Source organism: Stenotrophomonas sp. 14P6.2.3 (assembly GCF_057799055.1).
Genome location: NZ_JBYOLA010000010.1, coordinates 32,973 through 54,906, shown reverse-complemented (window position 1 = coordinate 54,906; position 21,934 = coordinate 32,973). Strand labels below are relative to the sequence as shown.

Here is a 21,934-nt window from a genome sequence, read left to right as displayed (position 1 = left end):
CATTCCAGGGCGTCCGCGAGCTGGGGTGTGGAGTACAGCAGGGACGCCTCGTATAGTTGGCGCATGTGAAGCAATGGACTTGCTTATGGACCTCATCATGAGGATGCCGACACTGCTGCCGTTGTATGAACGCTTGAGTGGACCAGGCTTTCAGACCAGGACCACTGTCGTGATTGGCTCAAGATCACGCAAGCGGCTATGCAGACGCGGAACGTCCAAGCCCTCGGACACTCCTTTTTGGGTTGACCATGCACCGTGTGCGTCCAGTGCGGTTCAACATGCTGCTGGCTTTTGCATCCCGTGATGTATCTATCGTTGGAGAAGCCAACGGCCCGATGTCACTCTGCATCAAGGGCGACCGGGCTGCTCTCGATGCCGATGCACTCCTTATTTTTGTGGACGCCGATTGACCCAAATGACTGGTCACTACCAGTAGTCTCCCCACAGAACGCAGGAACTGAGGAGCAACAGAAATCGATGAACACTGTCATGCCGTTCAACTTCGAACCTAAAGAGAAGTCCGCCGTAGATCAGAAGAGCGGAATCTCCATCCTGCGACCCAGGATGCTTCCGGATGCTCAGTCAGACGGCAGCGTAGGCATTGAGTACCAGTACACGTTCCGCCGCAACGGAATGACTGTGGGAGCCATGGGATTGTTTGGCAAGGAAGCTCTCATCAGTACGAACGGAGGTCGTGAACGACGTTACACGCTAGATCTTGGCCCTGACTGGGTCCTCGAAGACATGCTCAAGCTCAAAGACTCACTCGGCAGTTCAGACGAACCATTCGCGTTTGTTCAGAGCCTTGCACAGGGTCTTGTAAATTCGTTCGCTGTACAGACGGGCAACCTGGAAGATCTGCGCTATGTAGCTTTCACCCGTGCAGATGCCTTGACACGAGTTGCCGTACCGATCCCGGAAGGAACTCCAATCCTTGATGACGGCGTAATCATCCTCGCCAGCGCGTTCATCCGCGCTCACCAAGTCTGAGGAGGGTCATCATGGCCAGATTCATCTTCGATGACTATGCCAGGACGACGTTCTCCGTGGCGACAAACATGGGGGACAACAGCGTCATCAGTCCCCAGCAGATGGATGAGCTGATCGGCTATCTGAAGTCACCAGGTTCGGGCCCCGATAGCGCGACGAGTTTTGCAGAATATATGGAAGGGAGATTGCGTAGCCTTCCTCCAGAACTTCCCGCCGGCATGGATTACCTGGGATTCTCGGGCAAGGACAGCGCCGGCATTTCCAACTACCGCAATGCTACGACCTACCGCGGAGACCTGGGTACGAAGGCAGGCATCATTGGCGATACTCCGTGGGGTAGCTTTGTTCAGGACCTCTACGAGAATCCGGCAAATCATCCAGACTTCGGCGTCATTGAGGGAAAGCTGCAGAGTTTCCTCAACTCGCGAGGAATCAAACCACTCGGGGGTGAAGCCGCGGGAGCTCTCCAGGACATCATGTGGAATGCCGGCAGTCCCCGGTTCTTCGAGAACGCTATTGCTACGGGTAAGCCGCTCGTTGCATTCGTTGAGAATGCACCTGCCAATCGAGGTTTCAGTAATTTTGAACTGACCACTGCGCTTGAACATCCCCACGTCCGCATCAACGGCTACCCCATCAGTGCCTTTGGTGCCGACCCGCTCACCTTCGTGAGCCAGTCCGCGGCCGAGTACCAATCCCTCGAGCGCACTCTGGCCCAGCACGCCACCACCAACACTGGTCAAGCAGTCGACGTGGCCCAGGTGCGCCTGCACCTGAAGCCCATCGATGGCTATGACGCCGTGGGCAGGACCCTCTTCGAAAAGCCGCTGCACGACTACAGCGCACTGAGCCTCCACGAGATGTCGGCTACCCGCGCGGACTGGGTCGCTGCTCGCTCGGCGCTGTCTACAGGCCCGCGTCTGTTCGCCGATCTGCCTGAGCCAACTCCGCATTCAACGCTGCAACCGGGCGCGCCACGCGGGCCTCCGGGTGCGGCCACAGCAGCCGAAGCTGTACCCCACGGCGTGAACCCCGGCATGAAGGCCTTGGGCGTTGCCGGCGTCGCCTTGATGGCGCATGACTTCGCCACCTCCGGCCATAAATGGGTGGAGCTGAACTCGCAAGGCAACACCGCAGGTGCAGATTCCACCTCGGCGCATTTCGTCGGCCGCAACCTGGGGGGCGCGCTGGGCGGCTTCGCAGCAGGTGCAGGCATTGGCCTCGTATCCGGCTCGTGGACGGGCCCGGGCGCTGTCGTCGCTGGCATCGGTGGCGGTGTGCTGGGCGCCCATCTGGGTGAGAAGTGGGCCGAACAGAAGGACATCGAGCGGGTCTATATCCAGCAGGATCCATTGCAGCGCACCTGGGCGCGCAACCCGGCAGACCCGGATGGCCTCTGGCTGCGCAGCGCCAAGCAACAGCAGGTGCAGAGCGCTGATCTGGGTACAGGCGTGGAAGTACGGCCAGTACAGACGGCGCAGGGCGCCGATGTCACCTTCAGCGCCGACTATGTGGCCACGGGCACGCTGGAGCGCCAATTGAACTGGCAGGCGGCGCGCGCCTCCTACGAGCTGGGCTTGGCCAACCTGCCGCCGCCACGGGATCCTTACCGACTGAGCGCCAATGGCGTGAGCGAACCACCACCCGGCGCGTTCGAGACCGGCAGGGCGTTCGTACGCGACACCGCCTCGCGGCAATGGCAGCTGGAGATCAGGGAAGTCGTGGACGGGCGCACCCCCATCGCGCGACGCGAACCTGTTCCGCCGGAACGCGAACCCGCCTTGGATGAGCAGTCGCGCACAGTGATCGCGCAGAACGCAGCGAACACCAAGGCGGCCGTGGCCGCGCGCTACATGGTGGCCCACGAACAGGGCCGCTGGGGTGATTTTGGCGACGCCCAGAACCCGTCCGTTCCGCAGGCAATTCGCGATGCCCAGGACAGCGCCAATACCCTGCGTGCAAGCGACGGCCGTGCCTACAGCCGCCAGGCGGATGGCCAGTGGCTGCACGAAGGCGTGGTCTACAACAGCCAGGCCAATCGCAACGTAGGCGATGAGCTGGAGATCACCTGGCAGAGCCAGAACGCCGGTATTGCGGACATGGGCAGGATGGCCGAGCAGATCAGGGCCACCGTGCACATCGCGCCTGAGGGTGTGCGCGGACAGGTGGAATCGCTGTACGCGAAACATGGCATCCAGCGCACCGAGGAGCAGCTTGCCGCTACCACTGCCGCGGTTGAACAGAATCTTGCCGCCGTTGGAAAACAGGCCGACATCACGCTGGAGCTGATGCCCGACCCACGCACACACGCACCCAGCCCGGATAGTGCGATTGCCTCCTTCGGCACTGCCGCGGATAACCGCATGGTGCTGACCTCCACCACCACCGTGGAGGACATGGCGAGGATGCAATCGGTCCATCGGTCGCCTTCCCCTCCCCTGCCGCAGGCAGAGGGACAGCAACGCGAACAACCGACTATCCCCGCCGTGGTGCAGGTGCAGGAACACCCCGCCCATGCGGTGCACGACCACGCCCGCAAGGCCGTGGAGGATTCCCAGACCGCAGGCGACCCGCTGTCGCCGGGTCACCCTGACCACCCACTCTACGAGCAGATACGTGACGGTGTTGCGGCACTGGATGCCAAACACGGGCGCAGCTTCGACGCGATCAGCGAGCGGATGAGCGCCAGCCTGTTGGTGCTGGCCAAAGACAACGATCTGTCGCGCGTAGACCACGTGCTGCTGAGCAACGCGACCATGCAGAACCCTGCGGGACACACGGTGTTCCTGGTACAGGGCGAATTGAACGACCCGTCACACGCACGGGCCTCGATGCCGACGGCGCAGGCCGTACAGACGCCTGTGGAGCAATCGCTGCAGCGATATGAAAGCGTGAGCCAGGAAGCACAGCAGCGTGCGATGAGTCGTGAGCTTGAGCAGCAGTCGCAGGAGGAGCGGGTGCAGCAGGAGGTGAGAGGGCGTGCGGCGAGTATGGGGTGATCGCCGCCCGGCATCCACGAATCCCCTCCTGGATCATGCCCATGACGCCGATCGATTCCGCATGGCTGGCCGCCTTCGATGCCGAGCTTCTCTACCTGTTCGCCATCGACCACCAGGATGCTGGCATGGATGCCTTCCTGATGGGCTGCTACGCCGATCTGCCGCCGCGTGAGGCGGCGTTCGCAGTGACTACGATCTGGAGCGCGACGATGCGCTTTGGCCACGCTCTGGGTTGGGCGTGAGGGTTGAATAGTTGACGAAATTGGCTTGCTGAACGTGTGAGCCCGGGCGCAGTACCGAACACCGGGGCCCGACTTATGGAATGACGAAGGCGGCGACCGTATAGTCTGTCCAGGACCGCAAAGGATCGCTGAAGTCCATCGGCCTCAACTGGAACCCATTGAACGATCAATCATGTCGCTAGTGATCCACGCGCTAACCGCACAGCCGGCCACAGCCTGATGAATGGATGTCAGGCTAATCCCGACACCACATCAGACAAATCTGATGTTCTAAAGATGAGCAACACGTCACACTCTTAGCGGGGCCAGGCCGGGTCCTGCTCTCCCTGCTCGGATGAGCGCCCTGCCAGGTCGATTATCTGTCGCAACAGGGGCTTATATGGGCAACATCAACGTATTCCTTCGGGAACGCCTTGTGGAGATCTCCGCGAAGCGGATTTACATCGCACCGAACATCGAAGAGAAGAAGCTCAACAACGCTATCGGCGCCTTTGGCTACGCAGGAAAGCCGGGAAATGTGGTCGCGGTCTACGACGACACCCTGCTCGGCAGCGCAAAGGAAGGCCTCTTGTTCACTGGCGAACAGGTCATCTACCGCCCTCTGTTGGGCAAGCCCCAGCCGTTCCCCTACTCCGAACTGCTGAGCGCGCAGTATCTCGAGGTCCCCATCGAAGGCAAGGCCGGGAAGGTGGATAAGCTGGTCCGCCTTTCGCAGATCAATGGCGCCAGTATCGATATCCGCGGCGCCTACCTGAATCTGCCGCCTCTTGCCGATATTCTCCAGCAAGCCATCAGCAACTTCGAGAACCACCAGGAAGAGGCCCAGTCCATTCCTATCGAGGACATGGCAGAGTCGCTGAAGGTGGCATACGTCAAGATTGCAGTGAACGCGGCCTACGAAAACCGGCAGGAGCTCGGCCACAAGGTGTTCGCCGAGCTAATGCTGCTGATGACGCGCCTGAATCTCAACGAAGAATCGCGCATGGCTGTACGCGTGTACATCGCTGCAAGCGACGAGCGCGAGCTCGTTGAGACGCTGGTTGCAGACCTCGGCCAGGCCTGCCCGGATGGCCAGATTCACCTGGTCCACGTTTCCTTGGTGAAGGAGCTCATCAACCTTCATCACTGCATGACCGGACGCTATCGAGATCAGTTCGCCTTCCTTGATCTACACAAGCAGCTGTTCCACGTCTCCGAGGCAGACGTTGAACTGGTTGTACTCGCCATCAAGAGCGAGCACGACATGCTGAAGGAAGATGTCACCGACGATCAGCTGACAGAAACCATGAAGCTTCTGTCAGCCAAGGCCGCCGCAGTCGGCACGCCATTGGCTGCTGTGTATCTGTCCGGGTCGGTCATTGGCATGTCTGCAGCTGGCATGACGTCCGGGCTGGCCACGCTGGGCTTGGGCGGCATACTTGGACTTTCCAGCATGGCCACCGGCATTGGCGTGGCTGTACTCATCGGCGTCGGGACGTACGCAGGTATCCGCAAGCTGACCGGCGCCAATGAGCTGACCCGATTCAAGCGAAGGGGCCTGATGCTTGCGGAAGTCATCAGGCAGACCCAGCTGACCCTTTCGCTGCTCGTATCGGACATCAACAGCGTCACGCTACGGCTGAATGACCAGATCAAAATGCACGGCGCGCAAAGCGACAAGATCGAAAAGCTGATGCGGCTGATGACCCAGCTTACAGGTGCCGGCAAGGTGCTTAACGAGCGTTCTGAAGCCGCACAGAGCAGCGCAACAAAGCTCAGCTGCGCCCGCTACCTTGATGAGGAACGGGTTCGTAGTCTCACACGCGATCCCACCCGACAGGAGCTGGGGGAATGGATCATCAGCCACTATGAGCCCCACATGGTGCAGGAGACCAAGGACGAGACCACCGTCGAGGTGGAGCGACTTGTACTGAAGGCGGATTACGGCGTTCGGGAGCTGGAGGATCTCGCCCAGTCGTTCCAGGCGATTGGCTACTTCAGTGTGTCCGATGTGGTTGCCGGCAAGGTGACAGATCTTGCCAGCAAGGCCACCCGGGGCATTTCCAGCCTGTGGTCATGACTCCAGACGAAGAGCTGGATGCGCACGGCAATCGCGTGCGTGTCCAGCTGCACCAGGTCGCCGCAATCGAAGCACAGCTCGGCAACATCTCGTCTGTGCTGGATACCATGGCGTTGGCCCAGGTCGAGCAGGACGTTCTGCTGGACGACGCCATTGCGCTGGCAGAAGCAATGCTTGCCAGTGCCGATGCCTCTGTACTTTTCCCTGGGCAAGATACAGAGCTCGTACTCAACATTCATGCCGAGTTGCATTGCGAACCCGATGCCCAGCCCGGAACAATAGCGCCGCTCTCGCTGATCGATGGCATTTTGATCTCTCCCGATACTTCGGACGAGGGGTACGAGGCGCAGTTGATTGCCTATGCGGCACGGAACAGGATCGATCTAAAGGAAGATCCGTTCGCAAACCTGATGACACCCAGTCAACGCGTGGCACTCGAGAAGATGGTGCTCGAGGACTTCTCGTTGAAGGCCGCGGATTGTGATAAGTACGACTACATGCTGGCAGGTGCTTGCGGCGTAATCGGCGGCCTTGTCGATGTGCTTTTTGTGGGTGCGGCAAGCGCGACAGGAGGCGAGGATGCCAGCCCACTGGGCAATGCAGCTGACTCCTTTGTTGACGGGGCGGTACGGCAGTTTGCCCGCCTGATGGGCTGGAAGGGCCCCGCCGAAGGCAGCGATCCTACAAGAAGCGCGATAGGCTGGCTTGAGCGGACCTTTGGTATCAACTATGACCACCGCCATGGTGGCGATGTTGGCGGTCTGTTCAAGATGAGTACCCGCAACCACCACCTCAAGAGCCTTGGTCATTCGCCTGACCTGGTCGGCCTGTTCTTCTCCATCCTTGATCAGTTCTGCAGCACCGCGCACTTCGTTGCCGATGGGAAGTTGGTCTCGGTGGATACCGAGACCTTCGAGCTGAAAGGCCGAACGCTTTCGGCAAAGATCTTCGCCGGCTTCGTCAACTGGATCGGCCACTTGTTCTCTGATGTCGCCGGATCTTCTGGCGCGCAGGGGCGCGGTTCCGGCATTCCGATGCCGTTCTATTCTCTGCTTCAGTTTGTGAATGCAGGAAGCTTCGGTAAAGACCGGCAGACCTTCGCCACCATTGCGGTCAGGGTTTTCGAGCAGGGCTATGATTTCCGCCACGGTCTGGCGATGGCAATACCGGTGATGCTGACCGAAGTTCTAACCTGCATTACCTGGGTGGTTAAGCAGTGGGCGGTGCATAACCGCCCGCTGTCGCAGTGCATGCCATTTGGCAGCATTCCCGAGCTTCGGAGAATGCTGCTCGTCAGCCATGGCAGCCTCTGCCTGGTGGATGTCGGCGACGCAGCACTACGCTCTGGCGGCGACATCATTGGCTTCCTGCTTAGAGGAAACATGGTGGCATGGGTGCGCTTCGGGTGCGTGTCGTTGACTGAAACGAAGGCACTCATCGCCGCCGGCAGCCTTGATCACGACGCCGTTGATGAGTACCTCGATGGCGAGTACGCACGCCTGCTGCGGGCATGACCGCGCACGGGCTTTCTTGTGAATTTTGTTCGACCTGCCAAGGGGATGGCTGCAATGGCCTTTGATCTGATTAATGACGCCGGACTGCGAGAAGCTAGCGCAAGAGCGCTGGAGCTACACCGGAATGGGCACAGCCTGGATAGCTGGATCTCGCGCGTAGCCGAATGGCTTGTTCATGTGGAAGGCGCTGACCACGACACGTTCGTCGGGCGCGACTTCCAACACCAACTCTGGGAAGTCCAGACCATCGCGGCTACCGGGCAAGGCCACATTGATGTGTCTGCCGTCATTGCCAGCAAGGAAATCGCTGAGCAGCTCTGGTCACTCAAGCAAGCCAAGCTGCCCGACTCCTTCAGCGAACGGGTAGCCTGGCTGGGCGTGGCCTGGGAAGAAGTAAGCGCACTGGTAGTTGCGCTGACTGACCGCAAACCCAGACTGAAGCAGTACCGCGTTTTCGCCTCGCTGTGGCCGCAGGATTTCACCACCGTTGCGCACTATCAGAAGCTGAAGAGCCTCGCCAGAGCGCTGGGGCTGAGCATTGGCTCCGACCACCGCACGGAGCTGCACCAACGCATCCTGCAGCGGCTGGATAGCGCTGGCATTGTCTTCCGTAGTCGCGAGGAACGCATGACCCTTCCGTGGGTCCTGTACGTGCACTACGTTCAGGAGAATGGGAGCGAGGCGACCGAGCTTCCCAGCGAGTCTGCCGGTGACCTTCGGCTCAACCCACTGCCCGCTGGACGCCGCCGGCGCGGCATGCTGGCCATCAACGGATCGGTTGCCAGCGTGCTGGCGATGCTGGAGTTTGCCAAGGGAGGTCGCAAGCGTGCGGACTTCCTTGAACATATCCGCTCGGTGAATCCAAAGCTGGCGACCAACTCGCTGGGTACCAACTTGAACGCGTTGATCGCCGAATGGGGCGCATTGCGCTCGTCTGGCGATGATCTCTTCCTGACACCGCGAGGCGAGGCCTTCCTGGAATCGGGCGAAACAGAGGAGGTCTCTGACTGGCTGCTCACCCAGATCCTGGGCTTCGACAATCTCCTTTACATGCTCAACCAGGCCCCCCTTCCGCAGAAGCAGGCGATCAGCCGTCTGCAGAAGGTCAATCCCGGCTGGACCAGCAACTTCGCCCCGACCGTGCTCATCAACTGGATCAAGGGAATGGAACTGGCCGAGCTGGATGCCGGGAAGGTCCTGCACCTGACCCAGCGGGGCCGTGCGTGGGCGTCCCGTATCCATTGGACACCGGGCGAGCTGTCCCCCGTAGTGAAGGATGCAGACGAGGTCCGGACCGATTCGCCCGTCGATGAAGTTGAGGACCTCTGGTCGAACCTGCCCTCGCTTAGCGAGATCACCGCATCGTTCCCCGCCGATCTGGCTTTCGACCCCAGTCTGATTGCGCAGTTGCACGCTGGGCTGTGGAACCGCAGACACCCGCGCCGCCACTTCGCCGTACTGACCGGGTTGAGCGGCGCCGGCAAGACACAACTTGCGCTGGGCTATGCCAAGGCACTGTGGGCTGGCGTGGCTGAGGCCGATCCAGGGCAGCGCGGGTACCATATTGTTGCCGTACAACCCGGGTGGCATGACCCGAGCAGCCTGCTTGGCTATGTCAATCCGATCGACACCGATGTCTACATGCGCACCGGCTTCCTGGAGTTCCTGCTGCGTGCGATTGCAGATCCTGACCGTCCCTACGTTGTGCTGTTGGATGAGATGAATCTCTCCCATCCCGAGCAGTACCTGGCGCCCCTGCTGTCGGCCATGGAGAGCGGCGATGCGGTTGAGCTGCATGCGCTTGGGGATGAGGTTGGCGATGTGCCCGGACACATCGACTATCCGTCCAACCTGGTCATCATCGGCACGGTGAATATGGACGAGACCACCCACGGGCTGAGTGACAAGGTGCTGGACCGCAGTGCCGTGATTGAGTTCTGGGACATACCGGTGAACAACTACCCCGGCTGGACATCTTCGGCGCTGGGCGCAGAAGCACTGGCACAGGTAAAAGCTGTACTGAACGCACTGATGACGCCGCTGCGTGCCGTTCGACTGCACTTCGGCTGGCGCACGATTGCCGATGTGCTGGGCTACGTGGAAGCGGGCGTGGAAGGGGGTGCTCTCACCGCAGCCCAAGCCTTGGATCACTCTGTGTATGCCAAGATCCTGCCCAAGCTGCGTGGTGAAGACACCAAGCGGCTACGCGATGCCTTTGATGCGGTCGCAGGCGTGCTGGAAAGCCATGGGTTGAGCAAGTCTGCCGGCAAGGCACGTGAACTCTGTGCGGATCTGCGCGAGCAGGGAAGCGCGCGGTTCTGGCGCTAATGCGATGACAGCACTGATCTGCCTGGACCAGTCGGGCGTCGAATTCCACCTGGTACCTGGCGCCGTCTGCGGCGGCTTTCGTGAGCGGGGGGTCTACCAATTCCCGGCAGTTCCGGCAAACGCCTTGCTCTATATTGACGAGGCGTTGCTGGATACGGTGAGTACCAGCAGCGGACCGATGCTGCAGTGGTGCCCCGGCTTCTATGCAGGCCAGGTGTCTGTCGAGCTTGTGGATATGGCGGGTCACCGGCTAGCCACGTACCACCTGGATGTGGCACCTGACGAAGGAAAGCTGGGGTCCGACGTGTTCCAAGGCATGTTGGACGATCTTTACGCTTTCGATCCTGCACTGGTTCTTGGCACCGAAGCCGCCCAGTTTGGAATCGGCGTGACTGGCGATCTGACTACAGTGTTGCTGCAGTACGCGCGCTTGAGGCGCCATGCCGATGCCGCACTCGCCGCCTTCACAGCAGTAGCCGAGCGCCCTCTTACCCGGCTACGGCACGAGCGCCGGCGGATCCCTTTTCACCAAGTGAAGCGCATCGATGCCACATCAGCGCGAAGGATGATGCGTCATCCAGATGCTGGCGCCGTTCTCCGGCGGCAGCCGGGGTTGGATGCGTGCGCACCTCCGATGGAGGTGATGCACTCCTACGAGAATCTGGACAACCCCGCGAACCGTGCGCTGGCGCGCTCTTTGGCCGCGTTGCGTCTGCGCTGCAGCAACGTGGAAGAGGCCCTTCGTCGGATAGCACGGCACGAGGACGCCGAAGGCGCTCGCACACCGCTGGCCACGCGTATGGGGAGAAAGTTGATGTTTCTGAATGCTTTCTCTGCACGGCTGCGCAGCCTTGCAAAACGCGATCCGTATGCTGCAGTCGCGCGCGCAGAGGTCGATGCATCGGGACTGACTGCAATCTCCGCCAACCCCACCTATGCAAGAGCGTACCGCCTGGGATGGGCAGCGCTTCGCCCGGGCGTGGATGGACCGGATCGAAACGAATCGCTATGGCTGAGTCCTACCTGGGAGATCTATGAACGCTGGTGCTTCGTGCAGGTCGTTCAGGCAGTTCGCGCCCTCTTCCCCGGGCTGACATGGGCGTGCAAGCGCAGCGCGACGGTAGACATCGTCCGGCACGTGGGCAAATGCGAGGGGACTCGGGTAGAAGTCTTGTTGCAGCGAACCTTCTCCACCGCGGAGCAGAGCACATCGGGAATGAGCAGCGTTTCGCTGCAGCTGAAGCCTGACATCGTGGTAACCACCGAGATTGGAGCAGACAAGAAGATGCTGGTGCTGGATGCCAAGTACCGCACCTCGCGGAAGAACGTACTGCACGCCATGCGTTCCGCGCACGTCTATCAGGATGCGCTGCGTTGGAATGGGCAGCGCCCCGACTGCTCACTACTGTTGGTGCCACGTGCCGGTGGAGCCCCGTGGTTGGAGGATGTGGCATTCCACGCCAGCCATCGAACTGGCGTGCATGTTCTGTCGCCTGACCAGGGCCCTGATGAGCTCCAGGAGATGCTGCGAAGGTGGGTAGGGCCGGCTTAGGTTTTCTGGCGTGGCTTCCTCACGCCAGCTCGTACCGACCGGCCGCGCCTGTGTTTCCTGCTGCTACGCCGATCTGACGCCGTGCGAGGCGGCGCTGGCGTTTGGCAGTGACTACGATCTGGAGCGCGACGATGCGCTCTGGCCACGCCCTGGGTTGGGCGTCAGTGTTAAGTAGATGACGCAATTGGCCCGCTTTCGCCTTGGGCGCTGGATGGCGATGTGTCGCAATTAAGCATTTCTTGTTGCGAAAAGTGCGCTCCGCGTTCGACGTAGCGGCGGCAGCTTAACTTTCGCCGCAAGCACTGTGCTGCAAGGGGTTTCGCGGCTTTTCTGCCGTGCCACAATGCTGGATGCGTCAGAACTGTCGGCCTTCTTGCCTGCGGTTTCTTGGCATTAGACATCTGTGCGGGTACACCTTTGCGTGCCACCGGAAAAGGGTGGTACGGGCGTCGAAAACCCGTGTAAGTACCAGATGTTTACGCTTGTCAGCCGGCGTCACCTTCGAGTGGCGCCGGCTGGCAATCCGTTCGCGTTCCATGGCGGGCGGTGCGTGGGGGCTTTCGAGCCCGCCGGTCTGGTACTTACCGGTTTTCGAGCCACGCATCGTCCGCCACCCTTCGGGGTGGCGCTGCCGTCTGTCCTGTACGGAGCACTGCCATGAACGCATCGGAATTCCGCCCCCTGCACGCTGCCACGGACCCGGCCAATGCCGAGCCCGAACTGGGCGGCGGTGCAGACCCCACCGCCTTCCTCACCACACTGCGCCGCATCCAGAGCGGCGCCGCTGCCGATGGCCAGCCCTGGCCGGAGCGCCAGGCAGCGCCGGGCCGTCGTATGGCCTTGGCCGACGCCGACTGCGCCCTGGCAGGCCTGCGCGTGGTGCAGGAGATGCTGTTGGCCGGAGAGCGCGCGCGACAGAACGGAGAACCCGCGCAGCACCTGGGCGACCGCACGATGGAAGGGCTGATGCTGGCGTGCGTGGCGCTGACGGCGCAGGCCAGCGCCTGCCTGCAGGTGCGTGGTTAGTGCCTGCGATGTGGGTCTGGTGCGCTGCGGCTGGGTTGCCGCAGCGCTGCCCATGAGGGTGCCGCCCGTTGTTGTCACCAGCACGCTCATGGTGATGGGCCTGGTGATCTCGGACTACTTCCTTCCCCAGGCGGCGCTGGAGGTGAAGGCCTACCGCAGGCTGTCGGATTACTCCTTCGGGGTCATGCGGGATGAGGCTGAGGCGTTTGCGTTGGCGCGCGGTGGCGTCCGGTTGGAGGTGAGCTCGGCGGATGGGAGTGAGCGGTACTTTGTACTGCTTGCCGACGGGCAGCCGGTGATGCTGGTGGACAATTCGTCGATGCAACTGGTGGTGATGGTTGCAGGGAATGCGGGAGAGCGGAGTCCGGATCTTCTGGATCTGCAGCAGCAATGGTGCGTGCGCACGCGGCCGGACTGGGATCAGTGGCGCTAGCCGCGCACCGGCGCTGCGGGGTGCCAGGAGCGCACCCTTGCCGCTGCTGCACTCCTGATGCCCACCGTCAATTCTTCATCACACCAGATTTCCCGCCGCCTTTCGTTCCCGCAGCTTCTGTCGCCGCTCCGCGGAAACCCTCGCGTGATCCGCGAGTGCCGTTGCACTAGGCTCGTCGGTAGCAGCTCCAGGTACCGCCAACCTTGCTCCCTGCAACGTGTCGTAGGGGGCTTTTCGTGCACTCTTTGCTACGTGCACAGTGAACGCCTCATCGATCCACAGCAGTCCAAGATCAAAAAGCGTATGGATATCAGCTCGCAGGAGCAGACCATTGCTCACCTTGTTGGTATGGTCACCCCGGTAAGGGCTGATGTGCGCCGCTTCCAGGAGTTCGGTGATCTTGCAGCCGGTCACGGCACACGTCTTGCCATAAGCCTTCAGCAGCTTCCTACGGAACGCCCGTTGTCCGCGACGAACAAAGATTGCGCGCAACTCCTTGTCCCGCCGATCCTCCCCATTGTGGGCTTCCGCCTCCTGCTCGGCCACTTCCCTGGCCTGAAACAGCGCTGCGCCGAGTTCGTCCGTTGGCTTAAGCGGGCGCCAGCGAAGGATCTGATCAATGGAATCCGATCGATCCTGCAAACTTTCCTTAACATCGAACACACAATCAACCGGCTGATCGCCCTCCATGGACTTCAATGACAGCGCGCCCAAGTAATAGAAGGGCTCTGCGGTCTTCCCGCCTTTTGCGAAAATGCGAACAAAGAGGTGCGCGGCGACAGAGCCGGTCTTGATGTCAAAGAGCGCCTTGGACGTTCGGCTCTGACGATACTGGCTCTGCCAGTGGAACTGCTCGCCCTCAAAACGATCGTCATAGCCACCGTCGTCCTTTTCCAAGGTGACCAACAGCAGCGTTGCGTTATTGAATCGAACAAGCCCGTTTGACCAATGCGGATCTCTGGATCCCGTCGGTGGCGCTACGCCACCCGCTTCAGCCATCTGCACGCGGCTGTACTCCTTGCCGACGACAAGTGCTCGCGTATCGAACGTCTCATGTAACGCCATGCTTCCCCCCGATTTGTAGATCGGAGGATTTTAGTGTCGCAATCGGCACACTTTCAATTCGACCAGATGACGCCGCGTACTCTGAGGCATCAGAGGCCCAGGCCAAGTCTTCCCGAGAGCCTGCGGCCACTTTGCTGGCTCATCCAAATGCACGGGATGAGCTAGCCAGATGACCCAATCTCCAAACGAGCAAGCAACAAAGCGCGCCCATGCAACATATGACCGTAGGCATTGGAGCTTATGCGTCGGCAGCGCTGCAATCATGCCGATGACGCAAGCGAACCATCCATGAGCAGAGAAAAGGCTTGCTGGCTTGCCGCCCTCTGCTTGGGGTCACCATTGAGCGCAATCGCCTGTACGAAGTCTTCCACTACTGAAAGAAACCGAAGTGCCTCCATGCCTGAAACCGCAGCCAGTGGAGCGAGGCGCGGCTCTCTCCAGTTCGGGCACTAAGCACAGCCGCCGCGCCGCTTGCCTTACCTAAAAGGAGTACTACTTCCCACCAAGTCGCGGCACTTCCCTAAGAGCCCGCTCATCCCTCGTGTAGAAGCGTCCGACCGTATATTCTGGGATGTCCAATTCCTCTGCAATCATCGAAGTAGAGAAAATAACCTGATTTTCCACACCAGACCTTTCAGACCGCTCGACTATCAACCTCTGGAAATTCTGACTTCTCGCCTGCTCCATCCCCTTATCTTCTATTGTATCTAACAAACAGAAACGAGGATGTCTGAAGAACTTCTTTAAAGTTGCCGCAACATGAAATCCTATGTAGAAGCTACTTTTTAGAATTGCCCTTGAACTAGCTGAGAAATATGACTTCCCGTCAACGCTTATTCTATTTGCAGAGAAGTCGATATCAACACGCGAAGGATTTTCGAAGGCTTCCTCTCGCTTTAGGTCATCCATCAATAGATCTCTCACACTTTCGGAGATACAAAGGTATGCCTCATTCAGACGGTCTACTCTTGACAGCCGAAGAACCTCATTCCGACTTCTAATTATCGAAATTTCACTATTGAGCTCCGCCTTTCTTTTTGCAAGGGCATCCACAATATCAATCAATTTAGCCTTCTCATTTATATCTTCATCCCTACGGTCAAGATATCCGAGCGACTTATTGAGATCTGAAATTAGATGCTCATCCCTACTGGTTGGACGCTGCTGAGTCTCCTTATACTTTAGAGCTTTAACTTCCCAGCGCGACCTTTCGTCGATCACAGCATTCTCAAGTGCAGCCAACTCCGTCAGTCGCGTTTCCTGAAGCAGCTTGGACTGCCGCAATTGAAGTGCCGTATCATTTATTAGCGACGCCAGTCTCTCCAGAATCCTGTCTGGATCTGCGTCTTCCTTGCAAAGCGGACAAACCCCATGCGGGGCCTCAGCTACAACTGAATAGCAAGCAGGGCAGGATGAAAATTGGGCAGCGCCTATGGTCTGTGCCGTGACCTCTGAATCCTTTAGTGCATCCAGCTTCTTTGCAAGCGCTGCCATAAATGCCTCTGAGTCAGCAACCTCAAAGGAAACTGCATCACGCCTGGCTGTCAAATCGGCTAGATCCTCCTGTGCCTTCACAAGATCTGCGTAGGCCAAATTCTGGGCAATCAGATCAGGAGCTTGAGGATTCTTAGCAAAATTTCGGACTAAGTTGTCAATCTTTTCGATTATATCACGACGCTCATCTTGCACCCGAGCACGCTGCTCAACAACCCATGACATTGTCAGGTCATGCCCAGCAGTCCCAAGCGCGCGAAGCAAGCTACTTTGCTCGCTCGAGACTTGATCAAATACTTTCTCAAGATCACGCAACGCAATTATGTTCGAATACAGCTCCTCGCCCATCGAGCCACATAGAAGCTCTCCAACAGCCTCGCGGGTGGCAGCGTGATCGAACCTCTCAAATCGAAATATTGACTCAACAGGGCTGAGTTGGTCCGCATAGAGCAATCGCAACATCTGATGAACGGTGATGTTGCCACTCGAGTCGTTCGCCGCCTCAGGAATACCGAGAAGCCTGAAAATTACCTGAGAGAAACTCTCAGCATTAATCGATCGCCTATAGGGATGACGAGACCACAATGCAGCGTCTGCCAGCAATGATTCTTCATAGTTGCCCATAAAGAAATCCATCGGCCGGCCGGACTTTTCCTCAACCACGCGAGACAGTGTTACAACTTTGCCACTAAGAAATACTTCTATGAAAACCCTATCGCATTGAAGAGCTGCATCACTCCACTCAACGACATCTCCACCGAGAGCGTAGAAGACAAAGTTGAGGACAGTCGACTTACCAGAGGAATTTTCCCCTCTAACGATATTTACACCGCGATGGAACACCTCGTCGTACATGACGACGTTGACCTTCTTTACAATAAGCCTTTGAACAAAGAGCACGGGATCAAACCGGGTCATACCTATACTCCAGGAGTCCAGTCCTATCTTTCAGTCCATCCCTTCCCATTACCGGATATTCTCTAGCCACCGCAAAAAGAGCATCCATGACGTCTTGGTCTTTTTGATTTGCCTCCAATACCCTTTCCCTCAGGGGTAACGGGATTTCTCGCCCAAGAAAACTCACCCTCCGGTTATTTAATCCATCAAGATCTAGGTAACCTGACAATGCCAGTGTTCGAAGCGCTGAAAGCTGAAATGGCTCCATTCTAGCAAACAGCAGCTTATCATCGGGTTGAAGCTCGTATCGGACGTCTCCAGCCTTTTGCTTCGCAAGCTTTTTTATGGCCGAATCTGTCCTCCTAAGCCTGACAGATTCCATCCTATGAAAGAAGAGAAGATAATAATCAATTATCCTCGCAAGGTCTAAGCTCAGCGGCTTATCACTGCCTATGTAGCCGAATATTCGAAGAAATCGAAAACTCGAATGATAAACATCAAACGCTGGCTGAAATGATAGTTGATTCATGAATGCCACCGGACACGACATTGCTCGGCCAGCCAGTAGATCATTCCCATAGCACTATGATGATTCATGCTAAAGACGTCTGCGCCAACCATCTCAATGAGCGGAGTGATGATTTCATCTTCCACAACTTTATCAAGCTGATGAGGCGAGAGCACGTCAACCTGAGGAAGTACCCTGGTTGAGTATCGATGGTCAACCATCGCTAGAATGTGGACAAATATTTCCTGAGCAGAGCCGTAAAGCGACCAGCGCTCCAGAAGCTTTGCAAATCGTTCTTTTTTAGCCAATGCCTGTATCAGCTCAGCGTCTCGCCCAGCTCTCTGCAGTTTTGCTTCAAGGCCGACCACAGCGTCGTCCGGAATTCTTTTATAAAAGTCCGTCAGCTCCTCAATCACGGCGTCAGAGATCATCCCCGCCGCATGCTCTTGAGCGAGCTTCTCCATAAGCACTCTAATCTTAGGGGACTGTCCTGGCTGCACGGCATAGTTATTGACCGTAACAACTTTGTCTCCGGCCACGACATCGCCGCCAGCAACAGCGCCGTGCTGATTAACAAGGTTCATCACGCACCGCCACGTAGTTATTTAGGTGCGTTCTGAGCCTGTAGTGGTCGTCTTGTTTCCAGCGACAACATCACCACCAGCCTTTGCACCACTCTGATCGACGACACGTCCGTGACCTGAGGCTTGTGTCCGGGTAAGTCGAAACGTGATCAGCGAACCTAGGCCGCCACCTACTAGAAAAGAAACTACTTCCGGCCAGAACTTCAGAATCGCATCCATGATTGCGCCCCCTGCGCATGATTCCGTTGTAACTACTTGGAAATCAACTCGCTCTAGAAGAGCGCCAGCGCACAATACGTGCGCTGGCGCTCCTCAGTCAATCAAACCCCAACAGGATTAGCCTTCTCCGGATCAATCTTGTACTGCTTGATCGCCCGCGCCACATCCTTAGCCGTCATCTTCCCGTCCTTCGCCAGCGCCGCAATCGCGGCATGCGCGATGTAGTACCGGTCAACTTCAAAGAACCGACGCAGGTTCGCACGCGTATCCGAACGACCAAACCCATCCGTACCCAGCACCGTGTACGACATCGGCACGAACGCGCGGATCTGGTCCGCATACGCGCGCACGTAGTCGGTGGCGGCAATCGCCGGGCCCTGGCGGCCTTCCAGCAGCTCGGTCACGTAGGCCTTGCGCTGCTCACCTTCCGGATGCAGGCGGTTGGCACGTTCCACGTCGAAACCATCGCGACGCAGTTCGTTGAAGCTCGGGCAGCTCCAGATGTCGGCGGTCACGCCGAAGTCCTTGTCCAGCAACTCGGCCGCGGCAATGGCTTCGCGCAGGATGGTGCCCGAACCCAGCAGCTGCACGCGCAGCTCGCCCTTCTTCGGCTTGCCGGCGTCGGTCAGCAGGTACATGCCCTTGACGATGCCTTCAGCCGCGCCTTCCGGCATTTCCGGGTGGGTGTAGTTCTCGTTCATCAGGGTGACGTAGTAGTACTCGTCAATCTGATCTTCCATCATCGCCTTGGTGCCGTGCTGCAGGATCACCGTCACTTCGAAGCCGAAGGTCGGGTCGTAGCTGCGCACGTTCGGAATGCCACCGGCCACCAGATGGCTGAAGCCATCTTCGTGCTGCAGGCCTTCACCGTTCAGCGTGGTGCGGCCGGCGGTACCACCCAGCAGGAAGCCGCGGGTACGCATGTCGGCGGCCTGCCAGGCGATGTCGCCCACGCGCTGGAAGCCGAACATCGAGTAGTAGATGTAGAACGGCAGCATCGGCACGTTGCTGACCGAGTAGCTGGTACCGGCGGCCATCCACGAGCTGATCGCACCCGGCTCGCTGATGCCCTGCTGCAGCACCTGGCCACTCTGGTCTTCGCGGTAGAACATCAGCTGGTCGGCGTCGACCGGCTTGTACTTCTGGCCGAACGGCGCGTAGATGCCGATCTGGCGGAACAGGCCTTCCATGCCGAAGGTACGGGCTTCGTCGGCCACGATCGGCACGATGTGCGGGCCCAGTTCCTTGTCACGCAGGGTGATGTTCAGGCTCTGCACGAAGGCCATGGTGGTGGAGTAGCTGCGCTCGCCGCTGCTCTTCAGCAGGCGCTCGTAGCTTTCCAGCTTCGGTGCGTTGAAGCTCTTTTCGGCCTTGCGGCGGCGCTGCGGCAGGTAACCACCCAGCGACGCACGGCGTTCCTGCAGGTACTGCACTTCCGGCGAATCCGGGCCCGGGTGGTAGAACGGCACCTGGCCGTCGGCCAGCTGCGCGTCGGTCACCGGAATGTTGAAGCGGTCGCGGAAGTGGCGCACCGCTTCGTCGTCCAGCTTCTTGGTCTGGTGGGTCGGGTTCAGTGCCTCACCGGCGCTGCCCATGCCGTAACCCTTGACCGTCTTGGCCAGGATCACGGTCGGCATGCCCTTGGTGTTCACGGCCTGGTGGTAGGCGGCGTACACCTTGTGCGGGTCGTGGCCACCACGGTTCAGGCGCCAGATGTCGTCGTCGGACAGACCGGCCACCATCGCAGCGGTTTCCGGGTACTTGCCGAAGAAATGCTCGCGCGTGTACGCGCCACCGAAGGCCTTGCAGTTCTGGTATTCGCCGTCGACGGTTTCCATCATCAGCTTCTTCAGGACGCCATTGGTGTCCTTGGCCAGCAGGGCATCCCAGTAACCGCCCCACAGCAGCTTGATGACATTCCAGCCGCCGCCACGGAACACGCCTTCCAGTTCCTGGATGATCTTGCCGTTGCCGCGCACCGGGCCGTCCAGACGCTGCAGGTTGCAGTTCACCACGAAGATCAGGTTGTCCAGGCCTTCACGGCCGGCCAGCGCGATGGCACCCAGGGTTTCCGGCTCGTCGCTCTCGCCGTCGCCGATGAAGCACCACACCTTGCGGTCGGACTTCTCGATCAGGCCACGGTTTTCCAGGTAGCGCATGAACTGCGCCTGGTAGATGGCGGCCAGCGGGCCCAGGCCCATCGACACGGTCGGGGTCTGCCAGTATTCCGGCATCAGCCACGGATGCGGGTACGACGACAAACCGCCGCCGTCCACTTCCATGCGGAACTTGTCCAGCTGCTCTTCGTTGATGCGGCCTTCCAGGAAGGAACGCGCGTAGATGCCCGGGGCGCTGTGGCCCTGGATGAACAGCAGGTCGCCCGGGTGGCTTTCGCTCGGGGCGCGCCAGAAGTGGTTGAAGCCCACGTCGTACAGCGTTGCGCCGGAGGCGAACGAAGCGATGTGGCCGCCCAGGTCACCCGGCTTGCGGTTGGCGCGCACGACGGTGGCCATCGCGTTCCAGCGGATGATCGAACGGATGCGCCATTCCAGTTCGGCGTTGCCCGGGCTCTTGGCCTCCAGCTGCGGCTCGATGGTGTTGACGTATTCGGTAGTGGGAGAGAACGGCAGATAGGCACCCGAACGACGGGTCAGTTCCACCATGCCTTCCAGCAGCTGATGCGCGCGCTCGGGGCCCTCGACATCAATAACGGCCTTCAACGACTCGATCCACTCCTGGGTTTCCACAGGATTCGGGTCGTTGTTCAGCACCTCGTTCAACCAGTTCATTAGCGCTCCCATTACCGCACGCACGCGCGCGACTGTTGATAGATTTCTAGACCGCAAAGTGTAGCGCACCAAGGGCTTTCGTCACTTGGCTACGCTGGCGTATGGAGGCAGGCCACCCCTGTCTGCACGGCATGTCCCGGGACGTCCACCAGCGGGACAAAGCACTGCTGCAGGCCGCTGTGGCTGCCTGCAAGGGCTGCGCCAGCTGTCGTTCGCGGCCTGCTGCGCCCATGCGCAGGACGCAGTGTTACTGCTGCGGATGACCGTTGTAGGGCAAGCCCGGCGCCGTGTCGGCGTTGTCTGACGGCCTGCCGCTTGAACCCGCGACAACGTGTCGCGCGCGCCTCTCGACGCGGATGGGGCCGCTGCGCACGGTTGGCGGCGAGCAGGCCCCTTCCCGCGGTTCGCCGCTCGTCTGCTGCGCCCCGGCCGGGGCGAAAACCCGCAGCGCTGTTGCGTGGCCCGATACGGATGTCGGGCCGCGCAACGGTGGCCTGCGCCGCACGCAATCGTCCCCTGATCCCTTGCAGTACCTGGCGGCGTGGCCCGATCTGGCAAGCGTTGTGGCCGAAACCGTACTTGTCGGGTCCGGTTTATCGATATATCGTTTACGACACACGTTACCGATATATCGAAATGGGTCGCTCCCCCTCCCCCAAAAGCCGCACCGACGATGCCGCGGTACCCCGCCGCAACGGCCAGCCGCGCGTGCTCAGCCGTGGCGACCTGCGCCTGCTGGTGCTGGCGCTGATCGGCGAGCAGCCGCGCCATGGCTACGAGTTGATGCAGCACATCAGCACCATGTTCATGCAGGCCTACACCCCCAGTGCCGGCACCATGTACCCGCTGCTGGCCAGCTTCGAGCAGGCCGGCTGGGTGGCGTCGGAAGAGGTGGACGGCCGCCGTGTGTTCCGCATCACCACCGCTGGCGAGTTCGAGCTGAAGGTGCAGCGCACCCAGGTGCGATTGGCGCAGCGGCGCGCGTTCGACCGCGCCCGCGAGATCACCAAGGCCTCGCTGCCGGCGCCGCTGGCCGCTGCGCTGCGCGAGTTCAAGCTGGCGCTGGTGCACCACCACGGGCGCTGGGCCGACGGTGAAGCCGAGCAGGTGGCCGCGCTGCTGTCGCGCGCGTCGGCGCTGATCAATGGCCAGGCCGGCAACGTGTCCTCTCCCTTTTCTACGACCCAGCCAGACTGAATCCAGCCAGGTCTTCCCCCATGCCGCGCGCCCCCGCG

General features: G+C 59.7%; 14 protein-coding genes and 1 pseudogene. 10 read left to right on the top strand and 5 right to left on the bottom strand.

The window, feature by feature from the left end:
• The first annotated feature begins 477 nt into the window (after positions 1-477).
• The 9 genes and pseudogenes from AC27VL_RS10145 to AC27VL_RS10105 all read left to right on the top strand — a co-directional run bounded on the left by AC27VL_RS10145 (position 478) and on the right by AC27VL_RS10105 (position 13,143).
• A complete protein-coding gene (locus AC27VL_RS10145; protein ID WP_488766241.1) occupies positions 478-990 on the top strand; it encodes a hypothetical protein in 513 nt (170 codons plus the stop codon).
• 11 nt (positions 991-1,001) lie between these two features.
• Entirely contained in the window at positions 1,002-3,989 is a 2,988-nt protein-coding gene (locus AC27VL_RS10140; protein WP_488766239.1) for an XVIPCD domain-containing protein, read from the top strand.
• A gap of 41 nt (positions 3,990-4,030) precedes the next feature.
• A pseudogene (locus AC27VL_RS10135) lies at positions 4,031-4,242 on the top strand (hypothetical protein).
• 368 nt (positions 4,243-4,610) lie between these two features.
• A complete protein-coding gene (locus AC27VL_RS10130) occupies positions 4,611-6,290 on the top strand; it encodes a hypothetical protein (protein ID WP_488766237.1) in 1,680 nt (559 codons plus the stop codon).
• Positions 6,287-7,804, top strand: a complete 1,518-nt coding sequence (locus AC27VL_RS10125) for a hypothetical protein (protein ID WP_488766235.1) — start codon at positions 6,287-6,289, stop codon at positions 7,802-7,804. The genes AC27VL_RS10130 and AC27VL_RS10125 overlap by 4 nt, the downstream gene beginning before the upstream one ends.
• Positions 7,805-7,858: 54 nt before the next feature.
• Positions 7,859-10,132 carry an McrB family protein gene (locus AC27VL_RS10120; protein ID WP_488766233.1) on the top strand — a complete coding sequence of 758 codons (2,274 nt, stop codon included), beginning with the start codon at positions 7,859-7,861 and terminating at the stop codon, positions 10,130-10,132.
• Positions 10,133-10,136: 4 nt separating this feature from the next.
• The gene (locus AC27VL_RS10115) at positions 10,137-11,684 is read left to right on the top strand and encodes a nuclease domain-containing protein (protein ID WP_488766232.1); all 1,548 of its coding nucleotides are present in this window, start codon (positions 10,137-10,139) and stop codon (positions 11,682-11,684) included.
• Positions 11,685-12,341: 657 nt separating this feature from the next.
• Complete coding sequence (locus AC27VL_RS10110) at positions 12,342-12,710, top strand: hypothetical protein (RefSeq protein ID WP_488766230.1); 369 nt, start codon at positions 12,342-12,344, stop codon at positions 12,708-12,710.
• Positions 12,711-12,762: 52 nt separating this feature from the next.
• Positions 12,763-13,143, top strand: a complete 381-nt coding sequence (locus tag AC27VL_RS10105) for a hypothetical protein (protein WP_488766229.1) — start codon at positions 12,763-12,765, stop codon at positions 13,141-13,143.
• Between the two features lie 78 nt (positions 13,144-13,221).
• Here the strand turns inward: AC27VL_RS10105 and AC27VL_RS10100 are convergent, their stop codons facing one another.
• The 5 genes from AC27VL_RS10100 to aceE form a co-directional block, all read right to left on the bottom strand.
• Positions 13,222-14,142 (bottom strand): HNH endonuclease, encoded by a 921-nt coding sequence (locus AC27VL_RS10100; protein WP_488766341.1) that lies wholly within the window; start codon positions 14,140-14,142, stop codon positions 13,222-13,224.
• Between the two features lie 558 nt (positions 14,143-14,700).
• Positions 14,701-16,620: an ATP-binding protein gene (locus AC27VL_RS10095; protein ID WP_488766227.1), complete on the bottom strand. Its 1,920-nt coding sequence runs from the start codon at positions 16,618-16,620 to the stop codon at positions 14,701-14,703.
• Positions 16,607-17,128 (bottom strand): ABC-three component system middle component 5, encoded by a 522-nt coding sequence (locus tag AC27VL_RS10090; protein WP_488766226.1) that lies wholly within the window; start codon positions 17,126-17,128, stop codon positions 16,607-16,609. Before AC27VL_RS10090 ends, AC27VL_RS10095 begins: the two co-directional genes overlap by 14 nt.
• Positions 17,125-17,691, bottom strand: coding sequence for an ABC-three component system protein (locus AC27VL_RS10085; RefSeq protein ID WP_488766224.1), 567 nt, complete (start codon positions 17,689-17,691; stop codon positions 17,125-17,127). Before AC27VL_RS10085 ends, AC27VL_RS10090 begins: the two co-directional genes overlap by 4 nt.
• A 320-nt stretch (positions 17,692-18,011) precedes the next feature.
• On the bottom strand, positions 18,012-20,699 hold the full coding sequence (aceE, locus tag AC27VL_RS10080; RefSeq protein ID WP_099821378.1) for a pyruvate dehydrogenase (acetyl-transferring), homodimeric type: 2,688 nt from the start codon (positions 20,697-20,699) through the stop codon (positions 18,012-18,014).
• Between the two features lie 636 nt (positions 20,700-21,335).
• Here aceE and AC27VL_RS10075 point away from each other — a divergent pair.
• Positions 21,336-21,896: a PadR family transcriptional regulator gene (locus AC27VL_RS10075; protein ID WP_488766222.1), complete on the top strand. Its 561-nt coding sequence runs from the start codon at positions 21,336-21,338 to the stop codon at positions 21,894-21,896.
• Positions 21,897-21,934 lie beyond the last annotated feature (38 nt).